General features: G+C 64.0%; 17 protein-coding genes. 9 read left to right on the top strand and 8 right to left on the bottom strand.

The window, feature by feature from the left end; translation table 11 throughout:
• Positions 1-1,050, bottom strand: a 1,050-nt coding sequence (locus VFF99_RS05460) for an alpha-amylase family protein (protein WP_325015737.1), incomplete at its 3' end; no start/stop codon positions are given.
• Between the two features lie 15 nt (positions 1,051-1,065).
• Entirely contained in the window at positions 1,066-4,329 is a 3,264-nt protein-coding gene (locus tag VFF99_RS05455; protein WP_325015735.1) for an alpha-1,4-glucan--maltose-1-phosphate maltosyltransferase, read from the bottom strand.
• Positions 4,330-4,645: 316 nt separating this feature from the next.
• On the opposite strand from VFF99_RS05455, the gene VFF99_RS05450 reads away from it, so the two are divergent.
• The 4 genes from VFF99_RS05450 (at position 4,646) to VFF99_RS05435 (ending at position 7,222) form a co-directional block, all read left to right on the top strand.
• Positions 4,646-6,196, top strand: a complete 1,551-nt coding sequence (locus tag VFF99_RS05450) for an alpha-amylase family glycosyl hydrolase (RefSeq protein WP_325015733.1) — start codon at positions 4,646-4,648, stop codon at positions 6,194-6,196.
• A 141-nt stretch (positions 6,197-6,337) separates the two neighbouring features.
• On the top strand, positions 6,338-6,586 hold the full coding sequence (locus VFF99_RS05445) for a DUF3563 family protein (RefSeq protein ID WP_325015731.1): 249 nt from the start codon (positions 6,338-6,340) through the stop codon (positions 6,584-6,586).
• An 88-nt stretch (positions 6,587-6,674) separates the two neighbouring features.
• A complete protein-coding gene (locus VFF99_RS05440; RefSeq protein WP_325015730.1) occupies positions 6,675-6,869 on the top strand; it encodes a DUF3079 domain-containing protein in 195 nt (64 codons plus the stop codon).
• A 131-nt stretch (positions 6,870-7,000) separates the two neighbouring features.
• A complete protein-coding gene (locus VFF99_RS05435) occupies positions 7,001-7,222 on the top strand; it encodes a hypothetical protein (protein WP_325015728.1) in 222 nt (73 codons plus the stop codon).
• Positions 7,223-7,374: 152 nt separating this feature from the next.
• On the opposite strand, the gene VFF99_RS05430 is transcribed toward VFF99_RS05435, so the two are convergent.
• From VFF99_RS05430 to glgA, 3 genes are all read right to left on the bottom strand, one after another.
• Complete coding sequence (locus VFF99_RS05430; RefSeq protein WP_325015726.1) at positions 7,375-7,830, bottom strand: hypothetical protein; 456 nt, start codon at positions 7,828-7,830, stop codon at positions 7,375-7,377.
• Between the two features lie 42 nt (positions 7,831-7,872).
• Positions 7,873-9,990 (bottom strand): glycogen debranching protein GlgX, encoded by a 2,118-nt coding sequence (gene glgX, locus VFF99_RS05425; protein ID WP_325015724.1) that lies wholly within the window; start codon positions 9,988-9,990, stop codon positions 7,873-7,875.
• Positions 9,991-10,071: 81 nt separating this feature from the next.
• Positions 10,072-11,598 carry a glycogen synthase GlgA gene (gene glgA, locus VFF99_RS05420; RefSeq protein ID WP_325015722.1) on the bottom strand — a complete coding sequence of 509 codons (1,527 nt, stop codon included), beginning with the start codon at positions 11,596-11,598 and terminating at the stop codon, positions 10,072-10,074.
• 421 nt (positions 11,599-12,019) lie between these two features.
• Between glgA and VFF99_RS05415 the strand changes: the two genes are divergently transcribed.
• Positions 12,020-12,367, top strand: coding sequence for a copper-binding protein (locus VFF99_RS05415; protein ID WP_325015720.1), 348 nt, complete (start codon positions 12,020-12,022; stop codon positions 12,365-12,367).
• Positions 12,368-12,588: 221 nt separating this feature from the next.
• Here VFF99_RS05415 and VFF99_RS05410 read toward each other — a convergent pair whose 3' ends face one another.
• The gene (locus VFF99_RS05410) at positions 12,589-12,885 is read right to left on the bottom strand and encodes a BON domain-containing protein (RefSeq protein ID WP_325015718.1); all 297 of its coding nucleotides are present in this window, start codon (positions 12,883-12,885) and stop codon (positions 12,589-12,591) included.
• Positions 12,886-13,008: 123 nt separating this feature from the next.
• Positions 13,009-13,233 carry a hypothetical protein gene (locus VFF99_RS05405; protein ID WP_325015716.1) on the bottom strand — a complete coding sequence of 75 codons (225 nt, stop codon included), beginning with the start codon at positions 13,231-13,233 and terminating at the stop codon, positions 13,009-13,011.
• 222 nt (positions 13,234-13,455) lie between these two features.
• Here VFF99_RS05405 and VFF99_RS05400 point away from each other — a divergent pair, with 222 nt between their 5' ends.
• Positions 13,456-13,869, top strand: a complete 414-nt coding sequence (locus VFF99_RS05400) for a hypothetical protein (protein ID WP_325015714.1) — start codon at positions 13,456-13,458, stop codon at positions 13,867-13,869.
• Positions 13,870-13,875: 6 nt separating this feature from the next.
• Here VFF99_RS05400 and VFF99_RS05395 read toward each other — a convergent pair whose 3' ends face one another.
• Positions 13,876-14,913 carry an AraC family transcriptional regulator gene (locus VFF99_RS05395; protein WP_325015712.1) on the bottom strand — a complete coding sequence of 346 codons (1,038 nt, stop codon included), beginning with the start codon at positions 14,911-14,913 and terminating at the stop codon, positions 13,876-13,878.
• Between the two features lie 91 nt (positions 14,914-15,004).
• Between VFF99_RS05395 and VFF99_RS05390 the strand changes: the two genes are divergently transcribed.
• The 3 genes from VFF99_RS05390 to VFF99_RS05380 are packed head-to-tail and all read left to right on the top strand — an operon-like array spanning position 15,005 to position 19,834.
• Positions 15,005-16,651, top strand: coding sequence for an FAD-binding oxidoreductase (locus tag VFF99_RS05390; RefSeq protein WP_325015710.1), 1,647 nt, complete (start codon positions 15,005-15,007; stop codon positions 16,649-16,651).
• Positions 16,629-18,260, top strand: coding sequence for a glycerol-3-phosphate dehydrogenase/oxidase (locus VFF99_RS05385; protein ID WP_325015708.1), 1,632 nt, complete (start codon positions 16,629-16,631; stop codon positions 18,258-18,260). Before VFF99_RS05390 ends, VFF99_RS05385 begins: the two co-directional genes overlap by 23 nt.
• Before the next feature lie 14 nt (positions 18,261-18,274).
• Entirely contained in the window at positions 18,275-19,834 is a 1,560-nt protein-coding gene (locus VFF99_RS05380) for an FGGY-family carbohydrate kinase (protein ID WP_325015706.1), read from the top strand.
• The last annotated feature ends 42 nt before the right edge of the window (positions 19,835-19,876 follow it).

Here is a 19,876-nt window from a genome sequence, read left to right as displayed (position 1 = left end):
CCAGAGGTAATCGCGCTCCTTGTCGGTCACCATTTCCAGCGTCAGCTCGTCATGGTTGCGCAGGAAGATCGCCCACTGGCAGGCGTCCGGGATTTCCGGCGTCTGGCGCAGGATGTCGGCGATCGGGAAACGGTCTTCCTGCGCCAGCGCCATGTACATGCGCGGCATCAGCGGGAAGTGGAAGGCCATGTGGCATTCGTCGTTGTTGCCGAAGTAGGGCAGCACGTCTTCCGGCCACATGTTGGCTTCGGCCAGCAGCATGCGCCCTGGATAGCTGGCGTCCAGTTCGGCGCGGATGCGCTTGAGGATGGCGTGGGTTTCCGGCAGGTTTTCGTTGGAGGTCCCTTCCCTTTCGATCAGGTAAGGCACCGCGTCCAGCCGCAGGCCGTCCACGCCGAGGTCCAGCCAGTACTTCATCACGCCGAGCACGGCCTTGAGTACCTGCGGGTTGTCGAAGTTCAGGTCGGGCTGGTGCGAATAGAAGCGGTGCCAGAAGAAGGCGTTGGCCACCGGGTCCCAGGTCCAGTTCGATTTCTCGGTATCGCAGAAGATGATGCGCGTGCCGGAATAGGCGCTGTCATTGTCCGACCAGACGTAGAAGTCGCGCGCCTTGGAGCCCGGCTTGGCCTTGCGCGCCCGCTGGAACCACGGGTGCTGGTCCGAGGTGTGGTTGACCACCAGCTCGGTGACCACGCGCAGTCCGCGCCGGTGCGCTTCGGCGATGAAACGTTTGGCGTCGGCCAGCGTGCCGTAATCCGGGTGCACGCCCTTGTACTCGGCGATGTCGTAGCCGTCGTCGCGCCGGGGCGACGGGTAGAACGGCAGCAGCCAGATGGTGTTGACGCCGAGGTCGGCAATGTAATCGAGCTTGTCGATCAGGCCTGCGAAGTCGCCGATGCCGTCGTTGTTGGCATCGTAGAACGACTTCACATGCACCTGGTAGATCACCGCGTCCTTGTACCAGGACGGGGCGCGGCTGAACGATTGCTCCGGTGAGGCCGACGTCGCGCCCGATGCGCGGCGTGCAGTCCTGCGGCGGTCCGTACTCATATCCATGTTCTACACTCACTTCTGTCGAACGCGCCAAATGGCATAAGGGCAAGCGAAAGGGTCCAGCCGCAGGTGCTGGTGCTTTCCGTGCCAGGTCAGGTGAATGTTGTTGACCAGGTCGTCGAGCTCCAGCGCGCCGTCGTCCGGCAGGCCGAACTCCCACAAAGGTACTTCCAGCGAGGTCTCATGCGCGGCGAACGGGTCGAGGTTGATCGCCACGAACACCACGTTGTCCCCGCAACGGCCGCCCTCGCCCGGCGGCGCCGTCGATTTGACGAAGAAAAGAATGTTCTCGTTCGACGCGTTGAGGAAACGGACATTCAGGTGCGTCTGCAGCGCCGGGTTTTCGCTGCGGATATGATTGAGCTGCGTGATTTCGTGGATGATGTTGCCGGGCCGGTTCCAGTCCCACGCCTTGATCTCGTACTTCTCCGAATCCAGGTACTCTTCCTTGCCGGGCACGGGCGTCCCCTCGCACAGCTCGAAACCGCTGTACATGCCCCATAGCCCCGAGAGCATGGTTGCGAGCGCGGCGCGGATGAGGAAGCCCGGGCGGCCGGAGCGCTGCAGGAAGTAAGGATTGATGTCGGGCGTGTTGACGAAGAAATGCGGCCGGAAAAATTCCTTCACCGGCGTCTGCGTCAGCTCGGTCATGTAGTCGATGAATTCCTGCTTGGTGTGCCGCCAGGTGAAGTAGGTATAGGACTGCGAATAGCCGATCTTGGCCAGCCGGTACATCATCTTCGGGCGGGTGAAGGCTTCGGACAGGAAGATGGTGTCCGGATAGCGTCCGCGGATGTCGCCGATCATCCACTCCCAGAACGGCAGCGTCTTGGTGTGCGGGTTGTCGACGCGGAATACGCGCACGCCCTCCTTCACCCAGAACAGCACCGCGTCGCGCAGCGCGATCCACAAATCGGGCACCGCGCCGGCCGCATAGAAATCGACGTTGACGATGTCCTGGTACTTCTTCGGCGGATTTTCCGCATAGCGGATGGTGCCGTCGGGCCGCCAGGAAAACCAGTCCGGACGCTCCTTCAGCCAGGGATGGTCGGGCGAACACTGGATGGCGAAGTCCAGCGCCAGCTCCAGGCCGTGGCGTGCCGCCTCGACACGCAAATGCCGGAAATCCTCCAGCGTGCCGAGCTCCGGATGCAGCGCATCGTGGCCGCCTTCGTCGGAGCCGATGGCGTACGGACTTCCCGGATCGCCCGGTTCCGCCGTCAGGCTGTTGTTGCGGCCCTTGCGATGTTTCTTGCCGATTGGATGGATGGGCGTGAAATACAAGGTGTCGAAGCCCATGGCCTGGATGGCCGGCAGCCTTTTCTCGACATCGGCGAAAGTGCCGTGCCGCCTGGGATCGCCGCTCTGAGAGCGCGGGAACAGTTCATACCAGCTGGAAAAGCGCGCCGCGGTGCGTTCGACATCGATGCGCATCACCGGCTCGCTGCGTACCGCGAAGGGCCGCGCGTCGGCGGCGCGCATGGCTTCCAGCATCGGTTCCGACAGCAGTGCCGCGATACGCTCGGCGTCGCGCGCCGCCGCCTTCGTCTTGTCGCGTGCCACCTTGAGCGACTTGGCGAAGGTTTTCAGACTCGCAGCCGCGTCCTCGATGCCGCTTTCCTGCGCATGCGCGAGCGCCGCCTCGACCAGCAGCCGGCCCTCCTCCAGCTCGACGCCGACGTTCAGGCCGGCCGTGGTTTTCTTCTCCAGTTCGTCGCGGTAGGTCGCGAATACATCGCGCCACGCCTCCACCGCGAACAGGTGGCGCCCGACACGCGTGAGCGGCAGCGTTGCCGCCCAGCGGTCATTGCCGATCGGATGCATGCGTATTTCCTGCCACTCGGCTTCGTCGGCGGTGCGCCAGAGTGCGATCACAGCCAGCTTGTCGTGGCCGTCGGCAAAGACATCGGCTTCGATGCTCACCGATTCACCGACCGTGCGCTTGACAGGGAACTTGCCGCCGTCGACCGAGGGCGACACCGCCTCGATTGCGATGCGCGACGCCTTTGCCGCCGCCGTCACCGCTTGCTTGCCGCGCGGCGGCGGCAACAGGACCGGGGCGCGCATGTGCACGGCGAACATCTGGAAATCCGCGCCCTCCAGGTCCAGCTCCCCATCGGCTTGGGTGTCATTGCCCGAGGGCCAGATGCGGCTGTGGCGCACATAGCCGCCGGCGCGTTCGAGCAAGCTGGGCCCGGAAATCGAACAAGGCCGGGCCGTGTCGGCGTTGGCTACTGCCAGCAAGGCCGAGCGCGGCGCGTCGGGCGCTGCGCTGGCGTCGCGCAGCAGCATGGCGGCACCGGCACTCGGGCTGCTGATGATGCGGAAGGGATTGCCATAGAAGCCGCCGCCTGCGGACGCGATGAAGCCGTTGGCCTGTGCGATTTCCGCGGACAGGTCGAACGGCGCATGTGCCTGCACGTCATTCCAGGCCGGATGTCCGCCGCGGGATGCGGCCACACCGGACTCGCCGTACTCGAAGCCCATGGTCACCAGGATGCCGTTGCCGGTGGCCGCAGCCAATCCAAGCGCGCGCAGGAAAACGCGGCGGCGCACCAAGACTTCTTCGTTGCCGGTGATGCGGCCGGCGACCGGTTCGTCCGGACTGTCCGGAAAGGCGATCGGCGGCGCGATACGCTCCAGCCGCAACTGTTCGTCCGCCAGCCAGCGCGAGCGGTAGTCCCACCATGCCCCGGATGAAAAGGTGGCGTCGAAGCCGCAAGCGTCCAGCGCATCGATCTGCGCCGGCGTACAGCCGGGCGTCCATGCGAGGAAGCGCACCTGGGCGTGCGTTTGCTTCACGGCGCCGATGAGGTTTTTCCAGAAGGCAGCGGGAACATCGGCCAGGCCCATGCAGCGAAACCCGGCCGCGCCCGCGGCGCTTGCCGCGAGCAGCCGTTCGCGCCAGAACGCGCCGAGCTGTTCCACCACTTCCGCGTGCTCGACGCGCAAGCGCCGCAGGCCGGGGCGCCGCACGATGCGGCGGGGATCGGGCAGGTCGTCTTCCGGCGCGCCTTGCTCGAACCATTCGGGATGGCTCTCGGCGACGCTCGCATCTTCGCCGGTGGTGCGCACATCGACATCCAGCAGCAGCGTCAGCTTTCGCTTCGCGCAGGACTGTGCGAGCGTGCGCACCTCGCTGTCCGCCGGGACCATCACATGATCGAAGCCCAGCTCCGCGCATCGCTGCAGGAGGATGTCGAGTGCCGAGGTGTCGCCGGGAAGTCGTGGATCGAGATAGTAGATCCGTGGAAGGAAGGGCTTCGCTTGTCGCATTGTCGTCGTTCGAATTGCTTTGGTTGCGAAAGTTGCACGAAGCCCCGCGAGCGTGGCTGTGCGAATCATTTTCAATAGAGCAGGCAACGCGACAGTTTGTTCGCGAAAAGACATTCAGAAATCGCAACCAAATCGCAAGCTTGAAGCGGGTGCATTGCAAGAGCTGCCACGAAACAGCGCCAATCAGTTGCGAAGAGGGAACAAATAGGGCCGTTCTTGCCTCTACGACATTGCGCAATTCCCGGTGGCAACACATATTTGCTGGGAGCCCGCCTGTGCCGCACCGGCAGGACGGCAATGTTTTGTGAGGCAGTCAATGATCATTTATCAGGTATACCCGCGCAGTTTTAGCGATTCGAACAACGACGGCATCGGCGACCTCGCAGGCATCGAGCAGAAGCTTTCCTATATCAAGAGCCTCGGCGTCGACGCCATCTGGATCAGTCCCTTCTTCAAGTCGCCGATGAAAGATTTCGGCTACGACGTCGCCGATTACCGCGCCGTTGATCCCATCTTCGGCAGCATGGATGACTTCAAGCGCCTGATGCGCAGCGCGAAGTCGCAGGGGCTCGGCGTCATCGTGGACATGGTGATTTCGCATACCTCCGAAGAGCACGGCTGGTTCAAGCAGAGCCGCGCGCGCGAGAACGGAAAATCGGACTGGTACCTGTGGGCCGACCCCAAGCCGGACGGCAGCCCGCCCAACAACTGGGTATCGGTGTTCGGCGGCCCCGCGTGGCGCTGGGACGCGGAGCGGCGGCAGTATTACTTCCACTCCTTTCTCTCCAGCCAGCCCGACCTCAACATGCACCACCCGGATGTGCAGGACGCGGTGCTGGCGGAAATGGATTTCTGGCTGGACATGGGTGTGGCCGGCTTCCGCTTCGATGCCTGCAACCACATCTTCCAGGACCAGTCCCTGCGCAGCAATCCGCCGCGCGAGAACACGGCCGAAGCCTTGCATCCCTACGGTTTCCAGGTGCATCTGTATGACCAGGGCCGTCCCGAGATGCTTCCCTTCCTCGAGCGCATCCGCAAGCTGCTCGATGCCTATGGCGCGTTCAGCCTGGCCGAGGTCGGCGGCGTCGATCCGCTCAAGCTGATGGGACAGTACACGCAGCCGGGCCGCCTGCATTCCGCATACAGCTTTGCACTGATGCGGCCGGATTACAGCGCGGCCTATGTGCGCAATGTGATCGCGACGCTGGAAGAGCACATCCATCCGTCCAGCGCCGCCTGCTACGCGATGAGCAACCACGACAAGCCGCGGGTGGCGACGCGCTGGCTGCAGGGCCGCGACCCGGTTGACACAGCCAAGGCGCATTTCGCGATGCTGCTATGCATGCGCGGCGATATCTGCATCTACCAGGGCGAAGAACTCGCCCTGCCCCAGGCCGACGTGCCCTACGAACGGCTGCAGGATCCGTTCGGCATTTCATTCTGGCCCAAGTTCAAGGGCCGCGACGGATGCCGCACGCCCATGCCGTGGGATGACGCGCAACACGGCGGCTTCAGCACGGTGGAACCCTGGCTGCCGGTCGATCCGTCGCATCTCGCACTGAACGTGGAAAGCCAGGAAAACGACGAAACATCCATGCTGCGCTTTGCGCGCGAGATGATCGCCCTGCGCAAGGCGCGGCCCGAACTGGACAAGGGCCGCATCGCCTTCATCGACGCACCCGAAGGCGTGCTTGCCTTTACGCGCACGCATGAAGGCCGGCGCATGACTTGCGTGTTCAACATGGACGGAGTGACAAGGAAAGTGCCCGGCATCGATGCGGATACCGTGGTGCTCAGCCAGCACGCCGCATGGGACGGAAGCGCGCTGACGCTGGGGGTGAGCGGTTTCTGCCTCTTTGCGGGGTGAGCAATTTAATGCTTCGGCATGGCGGTTTGACACAAATTCACGGAAGCTATGTCTCTCATTCGTAATCGAAAGTATCGCCGCGGCGGGGTGCTTTCTATACTGTGGATGCATGATCCATGCATCACTTGAGAGGACACAAAAATGTCAACCGCAACCATCACCATGCCCCATGCCCTGGTTACCGCCGTGCGTGCAATGGGCCATGGCATAGCCGCGTCTACCCATGCGGCTTTCGACCGTATCGGAAACGCACTCACCCACAGCATCGTGGAAAGCCGTCGCGAGCAGGAAGAAGCCTACCTGGCCGAAGCCACCGATTGCTGTGACCTGGAACGCCGCATGCGCGACCTGGAGCACAGCCAGCGCGGCGCGCTGACCTGGCTCTCCTGACGGGCAACCGACCGGGCAAGCCGTGATCCGGATTTCTTGATCCAGATCATTTGCCCGGAGCGCCTGCGGAGCGGTAATACGCAGTGCCATGACCAAGAAATTCCCACTCCATCCCAAGCATCCCGAGCGTGTCTGTTGGGGATGCGACAAGTACTGCCCCTCCGACTCCCTCGCCTGCGGAAACGGCTCGGAGCGCACCCAGCACCCGGTCGAGCTGTTCGGCGAAGACTGGCACGAATGGGGACTTGAATCGGAAGCAGGAACGTCGAGCGAGGAAAAGTAATTCTTCGTCGCAACACTTGTTACGAATCAATTCAATTCTTGAACCGCCGGACAATACAGCGCTAGAGTGGTTTCAGGGAGGTGGTCGGTCGCCTGCCATCAACAAGTGCGAAACAAGGAAGCAAGATGAGAATGATGAGGTTCATGCACCGCGACGATTCGGCCTGGGAAATGGGCGACCTCGCCTACGAACTCGAAGACACGATCGAGACCGGCGCGATCAAGGCGCGCAACCTCGGCCTGGCCCCGGGATCGGACAGCTACGCGGCATTCATGACGGCGTTCTCGCGCCGGGTGCGCAGCAAGAAGGTGTCTGAGCGCAGGGATGTGATGGGGGAAGTCAGTTTGGCGTAGGTTGGGCGGTGCCTTTTGAGGTTCGCTGCGGTATACGCGCGCTACGGTCCTTTATCCTGATGGTGCGTTTCGTTGCGCTCTACCTACACTACGGCCGTATATAAAGAATCGTAGGGTGGGTAGAGCGAAGCGAAACCCACCAAAACCACCTTCTACCGCCCCTCATAATTAATCCCGAGCGCCTCCGCCAATGCCGAGCAGGCCGCCCGCGCTTCACTTTCCCTGTTGCCGTAGCCATTGCGAAAACGGAGGACTTCCTCCGCATCCCCGTCCGGGGACCCGACTTCGATCACGAGGTCGGGCAGGTCTTCGCGCACGCCGCACCATGCAATCCCGGCGAGCACGCGCCGCCTCGTGCGCAGCGGCACCGAGAACACCCACAGCGTGCGCGTGATGCAGCCCTCCTCCTTGTCCACCGATATCGTGCGCCGCAGGCCGAAACTTGCGGCGGCAACGAGCGACACCAGCACGGCGACGGCCACCGCAGCGCCTGAAAACCCCGACAGCCTCGCAAAGTGGAAGGCGAACAGGATGATGACGATCACGGCCATGCTGTGAACGGCACGGTTCACGACGGCGGGGCCGGGCAAGGGGAGGACGTGTTTCATGGGGCTGCGGAAGGAATGCGGGGCCCCAGTATATACGCGCCGCTATTCGGGCGGCTGCAAGGGCTTCGGTATCCGGTTCGCGAACACCAGTACGCTGTGCCCCGCCACTTCGACCGTGGAATCATCCGCCTCTGCGATGGGGGCATCGCCATCGGCGCTGTTGACCAGCAGGTGCCAGGTGCGCCGCTCACCCGGGAAGGTGAAGGTGATCGCATCGTGGCCGCCGTTGATGAAGGTCTGCACGATGTCGAGCTTGCCGTCGTCGGCGATGCTGGCCCGCTGCACGGAGAGCGCGCGCGCTTCCGGGTTCTGCCAGGCTTCCGGCGACAGCTCTTCGCCGCGTTCGTCATACCAGGAAATGTCGCGCAGGCCGGGCGCAATCTCCTCGCCATGCAGGAAGCGTTGCGACTGCAGGGAAGCGAAGCTGTGCCGCAGCGTCATCAGCCGGACCACATAGGCGATCAGCGACTGCCCTTCCTCCGTATGCGCCTGCGCCCAGTCCACCCACGAGAGTTCGTTGTCCTGGCAATAGGCATTGTTGTTGCCCCCCTGGGTACGGCCGAATTCGTCGCCGGCCAGCAGCATGGGCGTGCCCTGCGCCAGCGCCACCGTGGCCAGGAGGGCACGCCGCACCCGGTTGCGCAGCTCGAGGATGGCCGGATCGTCGGTCCGGCCTTCCACGCCCCAGTTGTTGCTGTAGTTTTCCGAATGGCCGTCGTTGTTGTTTTCGCCATTCGCTTCGTTGTGCTTTTCGTTGTAGCTGACGACGTCCTGCAGGGTGAAGCCATCGTGCGAGGCGGCGTAGTTGATCGATGCCCACGGCTTGCGCCGCCGGCGGTTGAACAGGTCGGCGGAGCCGGACAGGCGTGCGGCAAGGTCGGCGCGCTGGCCGGGGTCGCCACGCCAGAAGCGGCGCACGCCGTCGCGGAACTTGTCGTTCCATTCCGCGAAGCCCGGCGGATGGTTGCCGAGCTGGTAGCCGCCGGGGCCGATGTCCCAGGGTTCGGAGATCAGCTTCAGGCGCGACAGGACGGGGTCCTGCAGGATGGCGTCGAAGAAGCCGGAACCCGGATCGAAGCCTGCGCCCTCGCGCCCCAGCGTGGCGCCGAGGTCGAAGCGGAAGCCGTCGATGTGGAAGGACTCGGCCCAGTAGCGCAGCGAATCCATCACCATTTGCAGCACGCGCGGGTGGGAGACGTTGAGCGTATTTCCGCAGCCGGTCTCGTTGATGTAATAGCGCTCGTTGCCGGGTACCAGCCGGAAGTAGCTGGGGTTGTCGAGGCCGCGGAAGCAGAGCGTCGGCCCCATCTCGTTGCCGCTGCCGGTATGGTTGTAGACCACGTCAAGGATGACCTCGATACCGGCCGCGTGCAGCCGGCGCACCGCAAGCCGCATGTCGTTCAGCCCGCCGCCGGACAGGTAGGCCGGCTCGGGGGCGAAGAAGGAGAACGGGCTGTAGCCCCAGTAATTGCGCAAGCCTTTTTCCAGCAGGAAGCGGTCCTGCAGAAAGGCGTTGACCGGCATCAGTTCCAGGGTGGTCACGCCCAGCTTCAGCAGGTGTTCGATGAAACGGGGATTGGCGAGCGCAGCGAAGGTGCCGCGCAGGTCCGCGCGCAAGTCGTCGCGCAGGATGGAGATGCCGCGCACGTGCGCTTCGTAAATGACCGTCTTCGACCAGGGGACGTAGGGGCGGCGATCGTCGCCCCAGTTGAACTGGTCTTCCACCACCACGCATTTCGGCATGGCCTGCGCACTGTCGCGTCGGTCGAAGCTCAGGTCGCCGCGGGGTGACCCGAGCCGGTAGCCGAACAGCGCATCCGACCAGCGCAGCGGGCCGGACAGCAGACGCGCGTACGGATCGATCAGCAGCTTGTGATGGTTGAAGCGGTAGCCGCGCTGCGGGTCGTACGGACCGTGGGCGCGATAGCCGTACAGCAATCCCGGGCTGGCCTCCGGCAGGTAGCCATGCCAGACCTCGTCGGTACAGTCCGGCAGCGGCAGCCGCCCGACTTCCTTGCGTCCGGCGGCGTCGTAGATGCACAGTTCGATCTTTTCGGCATTGGCCGAAAAGACGGCGAAGTTGACGCCCTGTCCGTCGTAGGAGGCGCCCAGGGGAAAGGGGCGTCCGGGCGACAGGCGGTCAGGGATTTCGAAAAACATGTGTCATCTCTCCATGCGAGGCAGTAACTGTCTTTCGGTAGGAGTGTTGTCGTTCATTTAAGTTGCCTGGGACCCCCAATATCATGCAGTCATGTAAAGCAGGTCTTCGGAAACGATGAGCTTCACCGGCGGGTCGAAGGCGGTCTTGGCTGCAGTGGCGGCGACTTCGCGATAGACGGAAATGTATTCCTGCGCCGGCTGTTCCCATGAGAAGTCGGCCGCCATCGCATTGCATTGCATCGCGTGCCAGCGGCTCGGGTTGGCATAGAGCGCGAAGGCGCGGCTGACCGCGGCCGTCATGCTGTCCGCATCTTCTCCGTCGAACAGGATGCCGCTGGCGTCCTTGGGCGGTGCGCCGGACAGTCCGGCGTCGACAATGGTGTCGATGATGCCGCCCACGCGCGACGCGACCGGGATGGTGCCGTAGCGCATGGAATACAGCGGCGTCAGGCCGAAGGGTTCGAAGCGGCTGCCGTGCAGCAGCATGTCGGCGCCGGCATGCAGGGCGTGCGCGCGCTGTTCGTCGTATCCGATATGCACCCCTACCCTGCCCGGGAAATGCTTTGCGAGCGCGGCGAGCCCGGATTCATACCCGTGGTCGCCTCGGCCGAGGATTACCACCTGCGCACGCGGAAAACGCTTGAGCACCTCCGGCAGCGCGACTTGCGCGACATCGGCCATCTTCTGGTGCGTGATGCGGCTGCCCAGCGCCAGCACGGGCGCGAAGGGATCGGCCGGCAGCCCGAACAGGGACTGCAGCTCGCGCTTGCAGACCGTCTTGCCGCGCAGGTCGACGAGGGAAAACGGACGCGCGATCAAGGGATCGTCGGCGGGATTCCAGGTCGCGGTGTCGACGCCGTTGCGGATCGCACGCAGATCTTCGCGCCTCGCCATGAGCAGGCCGTCCATGCCGTGTCCGAAACGCGGCGTGAGGATTTCCGATGCATAGGAATGGCTCACGGTCGAGATGCGGTCGGCAAAGCGGATGCCGGCCTTGAGGAAGCCGAGCTGTCCCCAGTACTCGCAACCGTCGGCGTTGCGCATCTCGGGAGGAATGCGCAGCGCGTCGGCATGGGCCATCGGATAATTGCCCTGGAAGGCGAGGTTATGGATGGTGAGCAGCGTCCCGATCCCTTGCACGCCGCCGAGTTTCAGCAGCATCGGCACCAGTCCGGCATGCCAGTCGTTGGCATGCACGACATGCGGCGGGGCGAGCGCCGTCTTGCCGCTGCAGATTGACACGGCTGCGTGGCAGAGCGCGCCGAAGCACAGCGGATTGTCGGCATATTCCGCGCCGTCGGCATCGACATAGGGATTGCCGGTGCGCGCATCGAAGCCTGGGGTACACAGCAGGATGACGGGCACGCCGCTGTCGGGCATGGTGCCGGCGAGCAGGCGCCCCGGCCCGCCCGGAAGGTCGGGCAGGATGGCGGCATCCTGCAGGCCTGATGCGGCTTCCAGCGCCGCCGGATAGCCGGGCATCAGGATGGAGGCATCGATGCCGCGCTTTCGCAGGGTGCGCGCCAGGGAACTGATGACATCGGCGAGGCCGCCGGTTTTAACGAGGGGAACAGCTTCTGAGGTGACGATGAGAACGCGCGCGTTCAATGTGCAGGCTCCGGATTCTTGGTCTTCTTTGAAACCCGGCGGATGGACTGGGAGGAGGTCGGGATGAATTTGGCATGCGGAATCGAAGCGCTCAACGGCTCCTTCCCCCTTTCATGGGGAAGGCTGGGATGGGGGTAGTGAGGTCGATTACACGACAGCGATTGCTCAACCTCACTACCCCCACCCTAACCCTCCCCCTGCAACAGGGAGGGAACCGCGCAGAGAGCACTCCGAGCTCCGCGAATTCATCCGGGCGCCCTACCAGAGCCGGGTACCTCGAAGAATTCCGAGGTGGCTTCAAGATAATTCGGCGGCGCCTTTGTCCACCTGTGTAAAATCAATTCTTCTCTGCCTTCAGTGCAAACCCGTTGCGGCCTTCCCGCCCGTCTTCGGGAAATCTCAAACGCATAAGGAATAAGGAATGAAGGATTTTGTTCATCTGGCCCTCGCCCTTGCCGTCGCTTTTGGCGGCACGCATTACGCCGCTGCCCAGGATTCTCAAAAAGGTCATGGGGCGCACGGCAGCCACGGTGCCGCGGCATCGGCAGAATTGTCTGCCGGTGAAGTGAAGAAGATCGACAAGGGCGCCGGCAAGATCACCATCAAGCACGGCAAGCTCCATCGCCTCGACATGGCGCCGATGACCATGGTGTTCCGCGTCAGCGATCCGAAGATGCTCGACCGTGTGCAGGAGGGGGACAAGATCCGCTTCGACGCCGATAACGTGAAAGGCGCGCTGACGGTGCTCAGGATGGAAGTGGTGAAGTAGGCGGACGCCACGCAAAACGGCCCGGAACGCGGGAACACCGTCAAGCTTGAATCCGCCGCCGTCATCCCGGCGAAAGTCGGGATCCAGTGTCTTGCGTGCGTTCGTTCAACGCCACTGGATTCCTGCTTTCGCAGGAATGACATCCTCTCTTTGCGACCTCAAGCAATCGGCGTTAGCGCAGAACGCAGGCCGGTTGCCTCGGGAAAAAGCGCTAGCCGCTGTTACTGCCCCGAGCTCCTGTTCAACACCTGGAGATTGTTGAACACCTGTTGCACCCCGGATACCTTGAGGGCGGTCTGACCGGCGTCCTCTTTCTGCTTTTCGTTGTCGATGAAACCCGACAGGATGACTACGCCGCGCGCCGATTCGACATTGACGGAGCGCGCGCTGCCGATCCCCGCCGTTTGGGAAATTTCCTGCTTGACGCGTGCATTCAGCTGCGCGTCCGGGTTTTGGGACGGTGAAGCGCAGGCGGCGAGGATCAGTGTGGCACCGGCAGCAAATACGATCTTCTTCATGGCAACTCCTTTCATGCTCATTGTTGGTTGTAAAAGGACTGAAAAGGACTGGCCATGTAAGACAGCGGCACGCCGGCGAAAATTTCCTTTTTCACATGGGCCGGCGGCGATTTCTTCTCTGCATCAGCGTGCGCGGGAGAGGATGACCAGCCATTTCTTCCACAGCAGCAGTTCAAGATGGCCGGGCTCGACGCCAGTGCTGCAATCGACGAGCGGATTGACGCGGTAGTAGCGCTTGCGGAAGTCGCGGCACACGAAAATCTCGCGGCGGCCGAAACGCAGCAGAAAGGAAGTCGGTGCGTATTCAAGGCCGAAACGTGCGCCGAAGGAATTGTTCAGGTGTGCCATGTCAGTCCTCCAATGATTCGTCGTTGATCGAGTTCTTACTTTAACACAACTACTGTATAAAACAACAGCCCTGTGCAAAAATCCAGTGTTGCCTGAAAGATCATCCTTTATTCATCCTTTCGGACGATTCCAAAGCCCGGATCCGGCTCCTAGGATGGACAAACAAGAAAGGTAACGAACGCCCGCAGAGGCGGAAAACCTGACAATCAAAAGGAGACAAACATGTCCTTTGCCTGGCGACAACTGCAATCTGCCATTCGCGCCCTGGCGGGCACGGGCGACCGCCGCGACCGCCTCCATGCTGCCCTGGGCAAGCTGATCAAGCTCAAGGCGCGCGACCTTCCCTCCGAAGTGGCGAACGATTTCAATGCATTGACTGAAGGAATCGCGCGCTTCCCCGTCAAGAACATCCCGCACGAAATCCGTTCTGAGATCGACCGTCTGAACGATGCGGAAGTGATGGAGAGCATCCGGAAAATCATGCGGATGTACGATGCGGTTGCAGCCTACCAGCCGCGTCCGGTGAAGCATAGCGGCGGCATGCGCAGCCGTGCCGCGCCGGCGCCATCCTGGCCCGTTCCCGCGCTGCACATCCTGGAAACACGGCAAGGCGCGTTCTTCCACGAGACTGCCTGAGCAGTCCTACAGGCCCTCGCGATAAGCGCCGGGATTCATCCCGGTCCACTCCTTGAATGCGTGGCAGAAGGAGCTTTGCTCCTGATACCCGAGCAGGAAGGCGATTTCCGCGAGGCTGAGCCGGTCGCGCTTGAGGTAGTCGATGGCGAGGTCGCGCCGGGTGCGGTCCAGCACCTGCTGGAATGTCACGCCGGCTTCGGCCAGCTTGCGTTGCAGGGTGCGCTGGGTGACGTTCAGTTCCTCGGCGATCGTAGCCAGCCGCACGCGGTCCTGGGCGAGATTGCGCACGATCGCGGCACGCACCTGGGCCACGATCCCGGCATCGGCCTGAGCGCGGCGCTTTTCCTGCAATAGCTGTTCGGCATGCTGCTGCAGCACCGGGTACAGGCCGACATCGGCATTGCGCACCGGCCAGGCAAGCAGCGCGGCGTCGAAGCGCGCGAGGTTGGCCTCGGCGCCGAAACGGAGCTTGTCTCCGAACAGGCGCCTGTGTTCGCTGCAGTCTTCCGGTTCGGCATGCGTGAAGCAGATCTCCGCCTGCGGCAACGGGCGGCCCGCCAGCCAGCTGCCCATGACCTGGATGCCCGCGAAGACGCTTTCAGCGAGGTGCCGGCTGGCGCCCGGCAAGGCGCTGTCCCAGCGGTATTCCGCCACATTGCCATCCAGCCGCAGTGCCGACCTGCCGAGATCGTGCGCCAGACCTTCGAAGCGCAGCGTCTGCTGCAATGCCTGGCCGAAATCGCGGCAGCTCAGGAGGATGAGACCGTACACGTTGTAGGCGCCCAGCTTCACGCATTCGCCGACATGCAGCCCGAAATGCGGATCGCCGGCCAGTTCGGCGCCGGCGTCCAGCAGCCGCGCATAGGCGCCGACCGGCAGCGCTTCCGGCAGAGGTGCCAGCGCCTCGGCGGGGAGTCCGGCGGCCTGCGCCAGCGCCGATGCGGACACGCCGCGCGCCGCCGACGCATCCAGCAATGGCTGCAGGTAGGGGCCGGCGACGATGCCCCGGCCTTGATCAATATCGGCGGGCGTCATCGTTGGCATGTTCGGACAAGTCTCGTGGCATGAATGCGCAATACAAGAAAGATGCAGATGAATAAGCTGCTGCCAAAGTATAAACAAAAGGAGCGGCAAGGTGAGACGATGGAATGGATGGGGCGACGACAACATCGAGTTCGCCCTGAACGAGGATGCGCTGCAATTCCTGCGCGAGCGCATCGGGCCGGGGACGGTGCCGCAGGACGCGAGCTTCGAGCAGGCATGCAGCGGGCTTCCGCAGAGCCGGTTGAAACCGCATCGCTTGATCGATACCTCCCCCCAGGTACGCCTGCGCAACGGGCTGGGCCAAAGCATGCAGGACTGGCTGCGCCTGCGCTACGGCGTGCCCGGCAACCTGCCCGACGGCGTTGCCTTTCCGGAGAGCAGCGAGCAGGTGCGGGAACTGCTGGACTATGCGGCGCGCCACGACGTCGCGGTGATTCCCTACGGGGGAGGCACCAGTGTCGTCGGCCATCTCAGTGCGCCCCGAGGCGAACGTCCCGTGCTGACCGTGAACCTGTCCCGGTTGTCCCGCCTGATCGACCTCGATACCGAAGCGCAGCTCGCAACCTTCGGCGCCGGCGTCGCCGGTCCCGACCTCGAAGCGCAGCTGCGGGCGCAGGGATACACACTGGGCCACTTCCCGCAATCCTTCGAATACTCCACGCTCGGCGGATGGGTGGTGACGCGCTCCTCCGGCCAGCAGTCGCTGCGCTACGGCCGCATCGAGCAACTGTTCGCCGGCGGCAGGCTGGAAACGCCGGGCGGCACCCTGCGCATTCCCACCTTCCCCGCCTCCGCAGCGGGCACCGATCTGCGCGAAATCGTGCTCGGCTCGGAAGGCCGCATCGGCATCCTGACCGAAGCAGCGGTGCGCATCTCGCGCCTGCCGCAATACGAAAGCTTCCACGCGGTGTTCTTCCCCAGCTGGGTCGAAGCCGAAACCGCTCTGCGCGAGATTTCGCAGGCGCGCTTGCCCTTGTCGATGCTGCGCCTGTCGAACCCGGTCGAGACCCTGACCACCCTGCGGCTGGCCGGGCACAAAACGCTGATCGGCCTGCTGGAGCGCTACCTGCGCCTGCGCGGATGCGGGCACAACAAGTGCCTGCTGCTGGTCGGCGTCAGCGGCGATCCGGCGCCGTCACGGCTGGCACTCGCGGCCGCGTTGCGCGTTGCGCGCGGCCAAGGCGGCATACATGCCGGCGAAGCGATCGGCCGCAAGTGGAAAGCCAACCGCTTCCGCAATGTCTACCTGCGCAATTCCCTCTGGAGCAACGGCTATGCGGTGGATACGGTGGAGACAGCCGTCGAATGGCCGAAAGTCTGGAACACCATGTGTTCCGTGGAACAGGCGGCGGGCCGCGCGCTCCGGGAAGACGGTGAGGACGGCGAGCGCCTGCATACCTACACCCACCTCTCCCATGTCTACCCGCAGGGCGCGAGCGTCTACACGACCTTCGTGTACCGCCTTGCCGGCAGTTTCGACAAGGACCTCGCGCGCTGGCGGCGGCTGAAGGCGGCGATGAGCGAAGCCATCGTCGCGGCGGGAGGCACCATCAGCCATCAGCACGGCGTGGGCACGGACCACGCGCCCTACCTCCCCGCGGAAAAAGGCGAAATCGGCATGGGCGCAATGCGCCAGCTGTTCCAGCATTTCGATCCGCAAGGACTGATGAATCCCGGCAAGCTGGTGGATGCCGATAATGAAGAGGCGAGCTCCCATGTGGCACGGAAACTGGCGTGAACGGCTGCCGGCCGAGGCCGGCGCGCGCGAATGGGACCTCATTGTCATCGGCGGCGGCATCACCGGCGCGGGCATCCTGCTGGAAGCGGCGCGCCAGGGATTGAAGACCCTGCTGGTCGAGCAGCGTGATTTCGCCTGGGGCACGTCCAGCCGCTCGTCCAAGCTGGTGCACGGCGGGCTGCGCTACATCAAGGAAGGCAAGCTGCTGCTGACGCGCGACTCGGTGCGCGAGCGCCAGAACCTGCTCAAGGAAGCACCGGGGCTGGTCGACCAGCAAGGTTTCGCCTTCGCCGACTACCAGGGCCGCAAGCCGGGCCGGCGGCTGTTTTCCGCCGGGCTGGCCTTGTACGACCTGATGGCCGGCCAGCGCTCGCGGCACTACCATGCCGCCGACGATTTCCTGCTCCTCGCCCCGCATATTCGCCGCGAGCAGCTCAATGGCGGCATGTGCTACGCCGACGCCAAGACCGACGATGCGCGCCTCGTGCTGCGCGTGCTGCAGGAAGCGCTCGATGCCGGCGGCCATGCGGTCAACTATGTCGCCGCCAGCCGCGTCCTTCGCGCAGGCGGCAAGGTGACGGGCGTGGAGCTGACCGACCAGTCGACAGGCGAGACCTTCACCGTCACGGCGCGTGCCGTCATCAACGCCACCGGCGCGTGGGCCGACAGGCTGCGCGAGGTTTCGCACGGCCGTCAGAAACTGCGTCCGCTGCGCGGCAGCCACCTCGTGCTGCCGGCGTGGCGGCTGCCGGTGGCGCAGGCGATCAGCCTGATGCATCCGCGCGATGGCAGGCCGGTGTTCATGTTCCCCTGGGAAGGTGCAACCCTGGTCGGCACCACCGACGTCGACCACGCCGCGAGCCTGCAGATCGAGGCGGCGATCACGCCGGAAGAATTTTCCTACCTGATGATGGCGATCGAGTTCCAGTTCCCGGAGCTGGCCATCCGCCCCGACGACGTGATTGCCACTTATGCCGGCGTGCGGCCGGTGGTCGACAGCGGCAAGGCCGATCCGTCGAAGGAAGGCCGCGATCATGCAGTGTGGCTGGAAGACGGCCTGCTCACCGTTACCGGCGGCAAACTGACTACCTTCCGCCTGATCGCGCTCGACGCGCTGAAACATGCGGCAAGCCTGCTCGGCGGCTGGCAGCCGGATCTGCGGCCCAAGCCGATATTCACGCGGTCCGCACCCCTGCCCCGTCACGCCGACCTGACCGTCTTGCAACGGCGCCGGCTCCAAGGCCGCTATGGCAGGCACGCTGCGCAAGTGGTCGGGCGCGCGCAGGAGGGCGAGCTGGCGGCGATCCCCGGCACCGAGACCCTGTGGGCAGAGCTGCGCTGGGCGGCGCGCACGGAAGCCGTGCTTCGTCTCGAAGACTTGCTGCTGCGGCGCACCCGCATCGGCCTGCTGCTGCCGGAAGGCGGCGCGGACCACATGCCGCGCATCCGTGCCATCTGCCAGCCGGAGCTGGAATGGAGCGACGCGCGCTGGCAGGCCGAACAGGATAACTATCTGGCACTATGGGAACGGCATTACGGCCTGCCGCCGCAGCATCTGCTGCCGGACTGGCGCAAGCCCGCATCCACGCTGCGAACCCGAAGCGCCTGACCGGAGGAACCCGCATGTCCGACTATCTCCTTGCCATCGACAACGGCACGCAAAGCGTGCGCGCCATCCTGTTCGACCTGCATGGCCATATCGTTGCCAAGTCCCAGGTCCATCTCGAGGCATACTTTTCAGATCATCCCGGCTGGGCCGAACATCGCGCCGAGGACTACTGGGAGGCGCTGTGCACCGCCTGCCAGCGGCTGTGGGCGCAATCGAACGTCCCGCCTGCCGCCGTACGCGGCGTCGCCGTCACCACGCAGCGCGGCACCGTCATCAATCTCGACCGCCAGGGCAAGCCGCTGCGCCCCGCCATCGTCTGGCTGGATCAGCGCCGCACGTCCGAGGTGCCGAAGATCAATCCGCTCTGGCGCGCAGCCTTCAAGCTGGCCCGCGTAGACAGTACGATCGATTTCTTCCAGGGCGAGGCGGAAGCAAACTGGATCAAGGCCAACCAGCCGGAGATCTGGAACAGCACCCACAAATACCTGCTCCTGTCGGGCTACCTCAACTACCGTCTCGGCGGCGAGTTCGTCGACTCCTCCGCTTCCCAGGTCGCCTACGTTCCCTTCGATTACAAGGGCCTGCGCTGGGCACCGTCCTGGGACTGGAAATGGCAGGCGATGCCGATCGAGCGGGGCATGCTGCCCGAGCTCGTCCCGCCCGGCACGGTCATGGGCAAGATCACTGCCGAGGCTGCCGCCGCTACCGGCATTCCCGCGGGAACGCCGTTGGTGGCCGCCGCGGCCGACAAGGCATGCGAAGTGATCGGCGCCGGCTGCCTTGAACCGCACATCGGCTGCCTCAGCTATGGCACCACCGCCACCATCAACACCACCAGCCGGAAATACATCGAGGTCACGCCCTTCATCCCGCCCTATCCCGCCGCCGTGCCGGGCGCCTACAGCACCGAGGTGCAGATCTTCCGCGGCTACTGGATGGTGAACTGGTTCAAGGAACAGTTCGGGCTGCATGAAAAGATGCGGGCGCTGGAGGAAGGCGTGGCGCCGGAAGAACTGTTCGACGAGCTCGTCAACGCCGTACCGCCGGGCGCCATGGGGCTGATGCTGCAGCCCTACTGGACGCCGGGAATCAAGCAGCCGGGGCCGGAAGCCAAGGGTGCGGTGATCGGGTTCGGGGACGTGCACAACCGGGCTCACCTGTACCGGGCGATCCTGGAGGGGCTGGCTTATGCGCTGCGCGAGGGCAAGGAAAAGATCGAGAAGCGCAGCGGCGTGCCGATCACATCATTGCGTGTGTCGGGCGGCGGTTCGCAGAGCGATGCGGCGATGCAGCTCACCGCCGACATCTTCGGTTTGCCGACCGCACGGCCACATGTGTACGAGACATCCGGGCTGGGTGCGGCGATCAATGCGGCGGCCGGGTTGAAGCTGCATCGTGATTTCGACACGGCCATCGCGGAAATGACGCGCGTGGGCAAGGTGTTCGAGCCGAAGCCGCAACACCAGCAGACTTACGATGCATTGTATTCGCGGGTGTACAAGAAAATGTATTCGCGGCTGGTGCCCTTGTATCAGCAGATACAGGAGATTACGGGATATCCGAAGTTGTCTTGAGGGGTGTTCTTTAAGTGCATGGTGGGGTGGATAGAGCGAAGC

Source organism: Noviherbaspirillum sp., assembly GCF_035654295.1.
In the GTDB taxonomy this organism is placed as follows: domain Bacteria; phylum Pseudomonadota; class Gammaproteobacteria; order Burkholderiales; family Burkholderiaceae_D; genus Noviherbaspirillum.
Note: the sequence above shows the minus strand (reverse complement) of the source record. Positions and strands in the feature narration are given on the sequence as shown.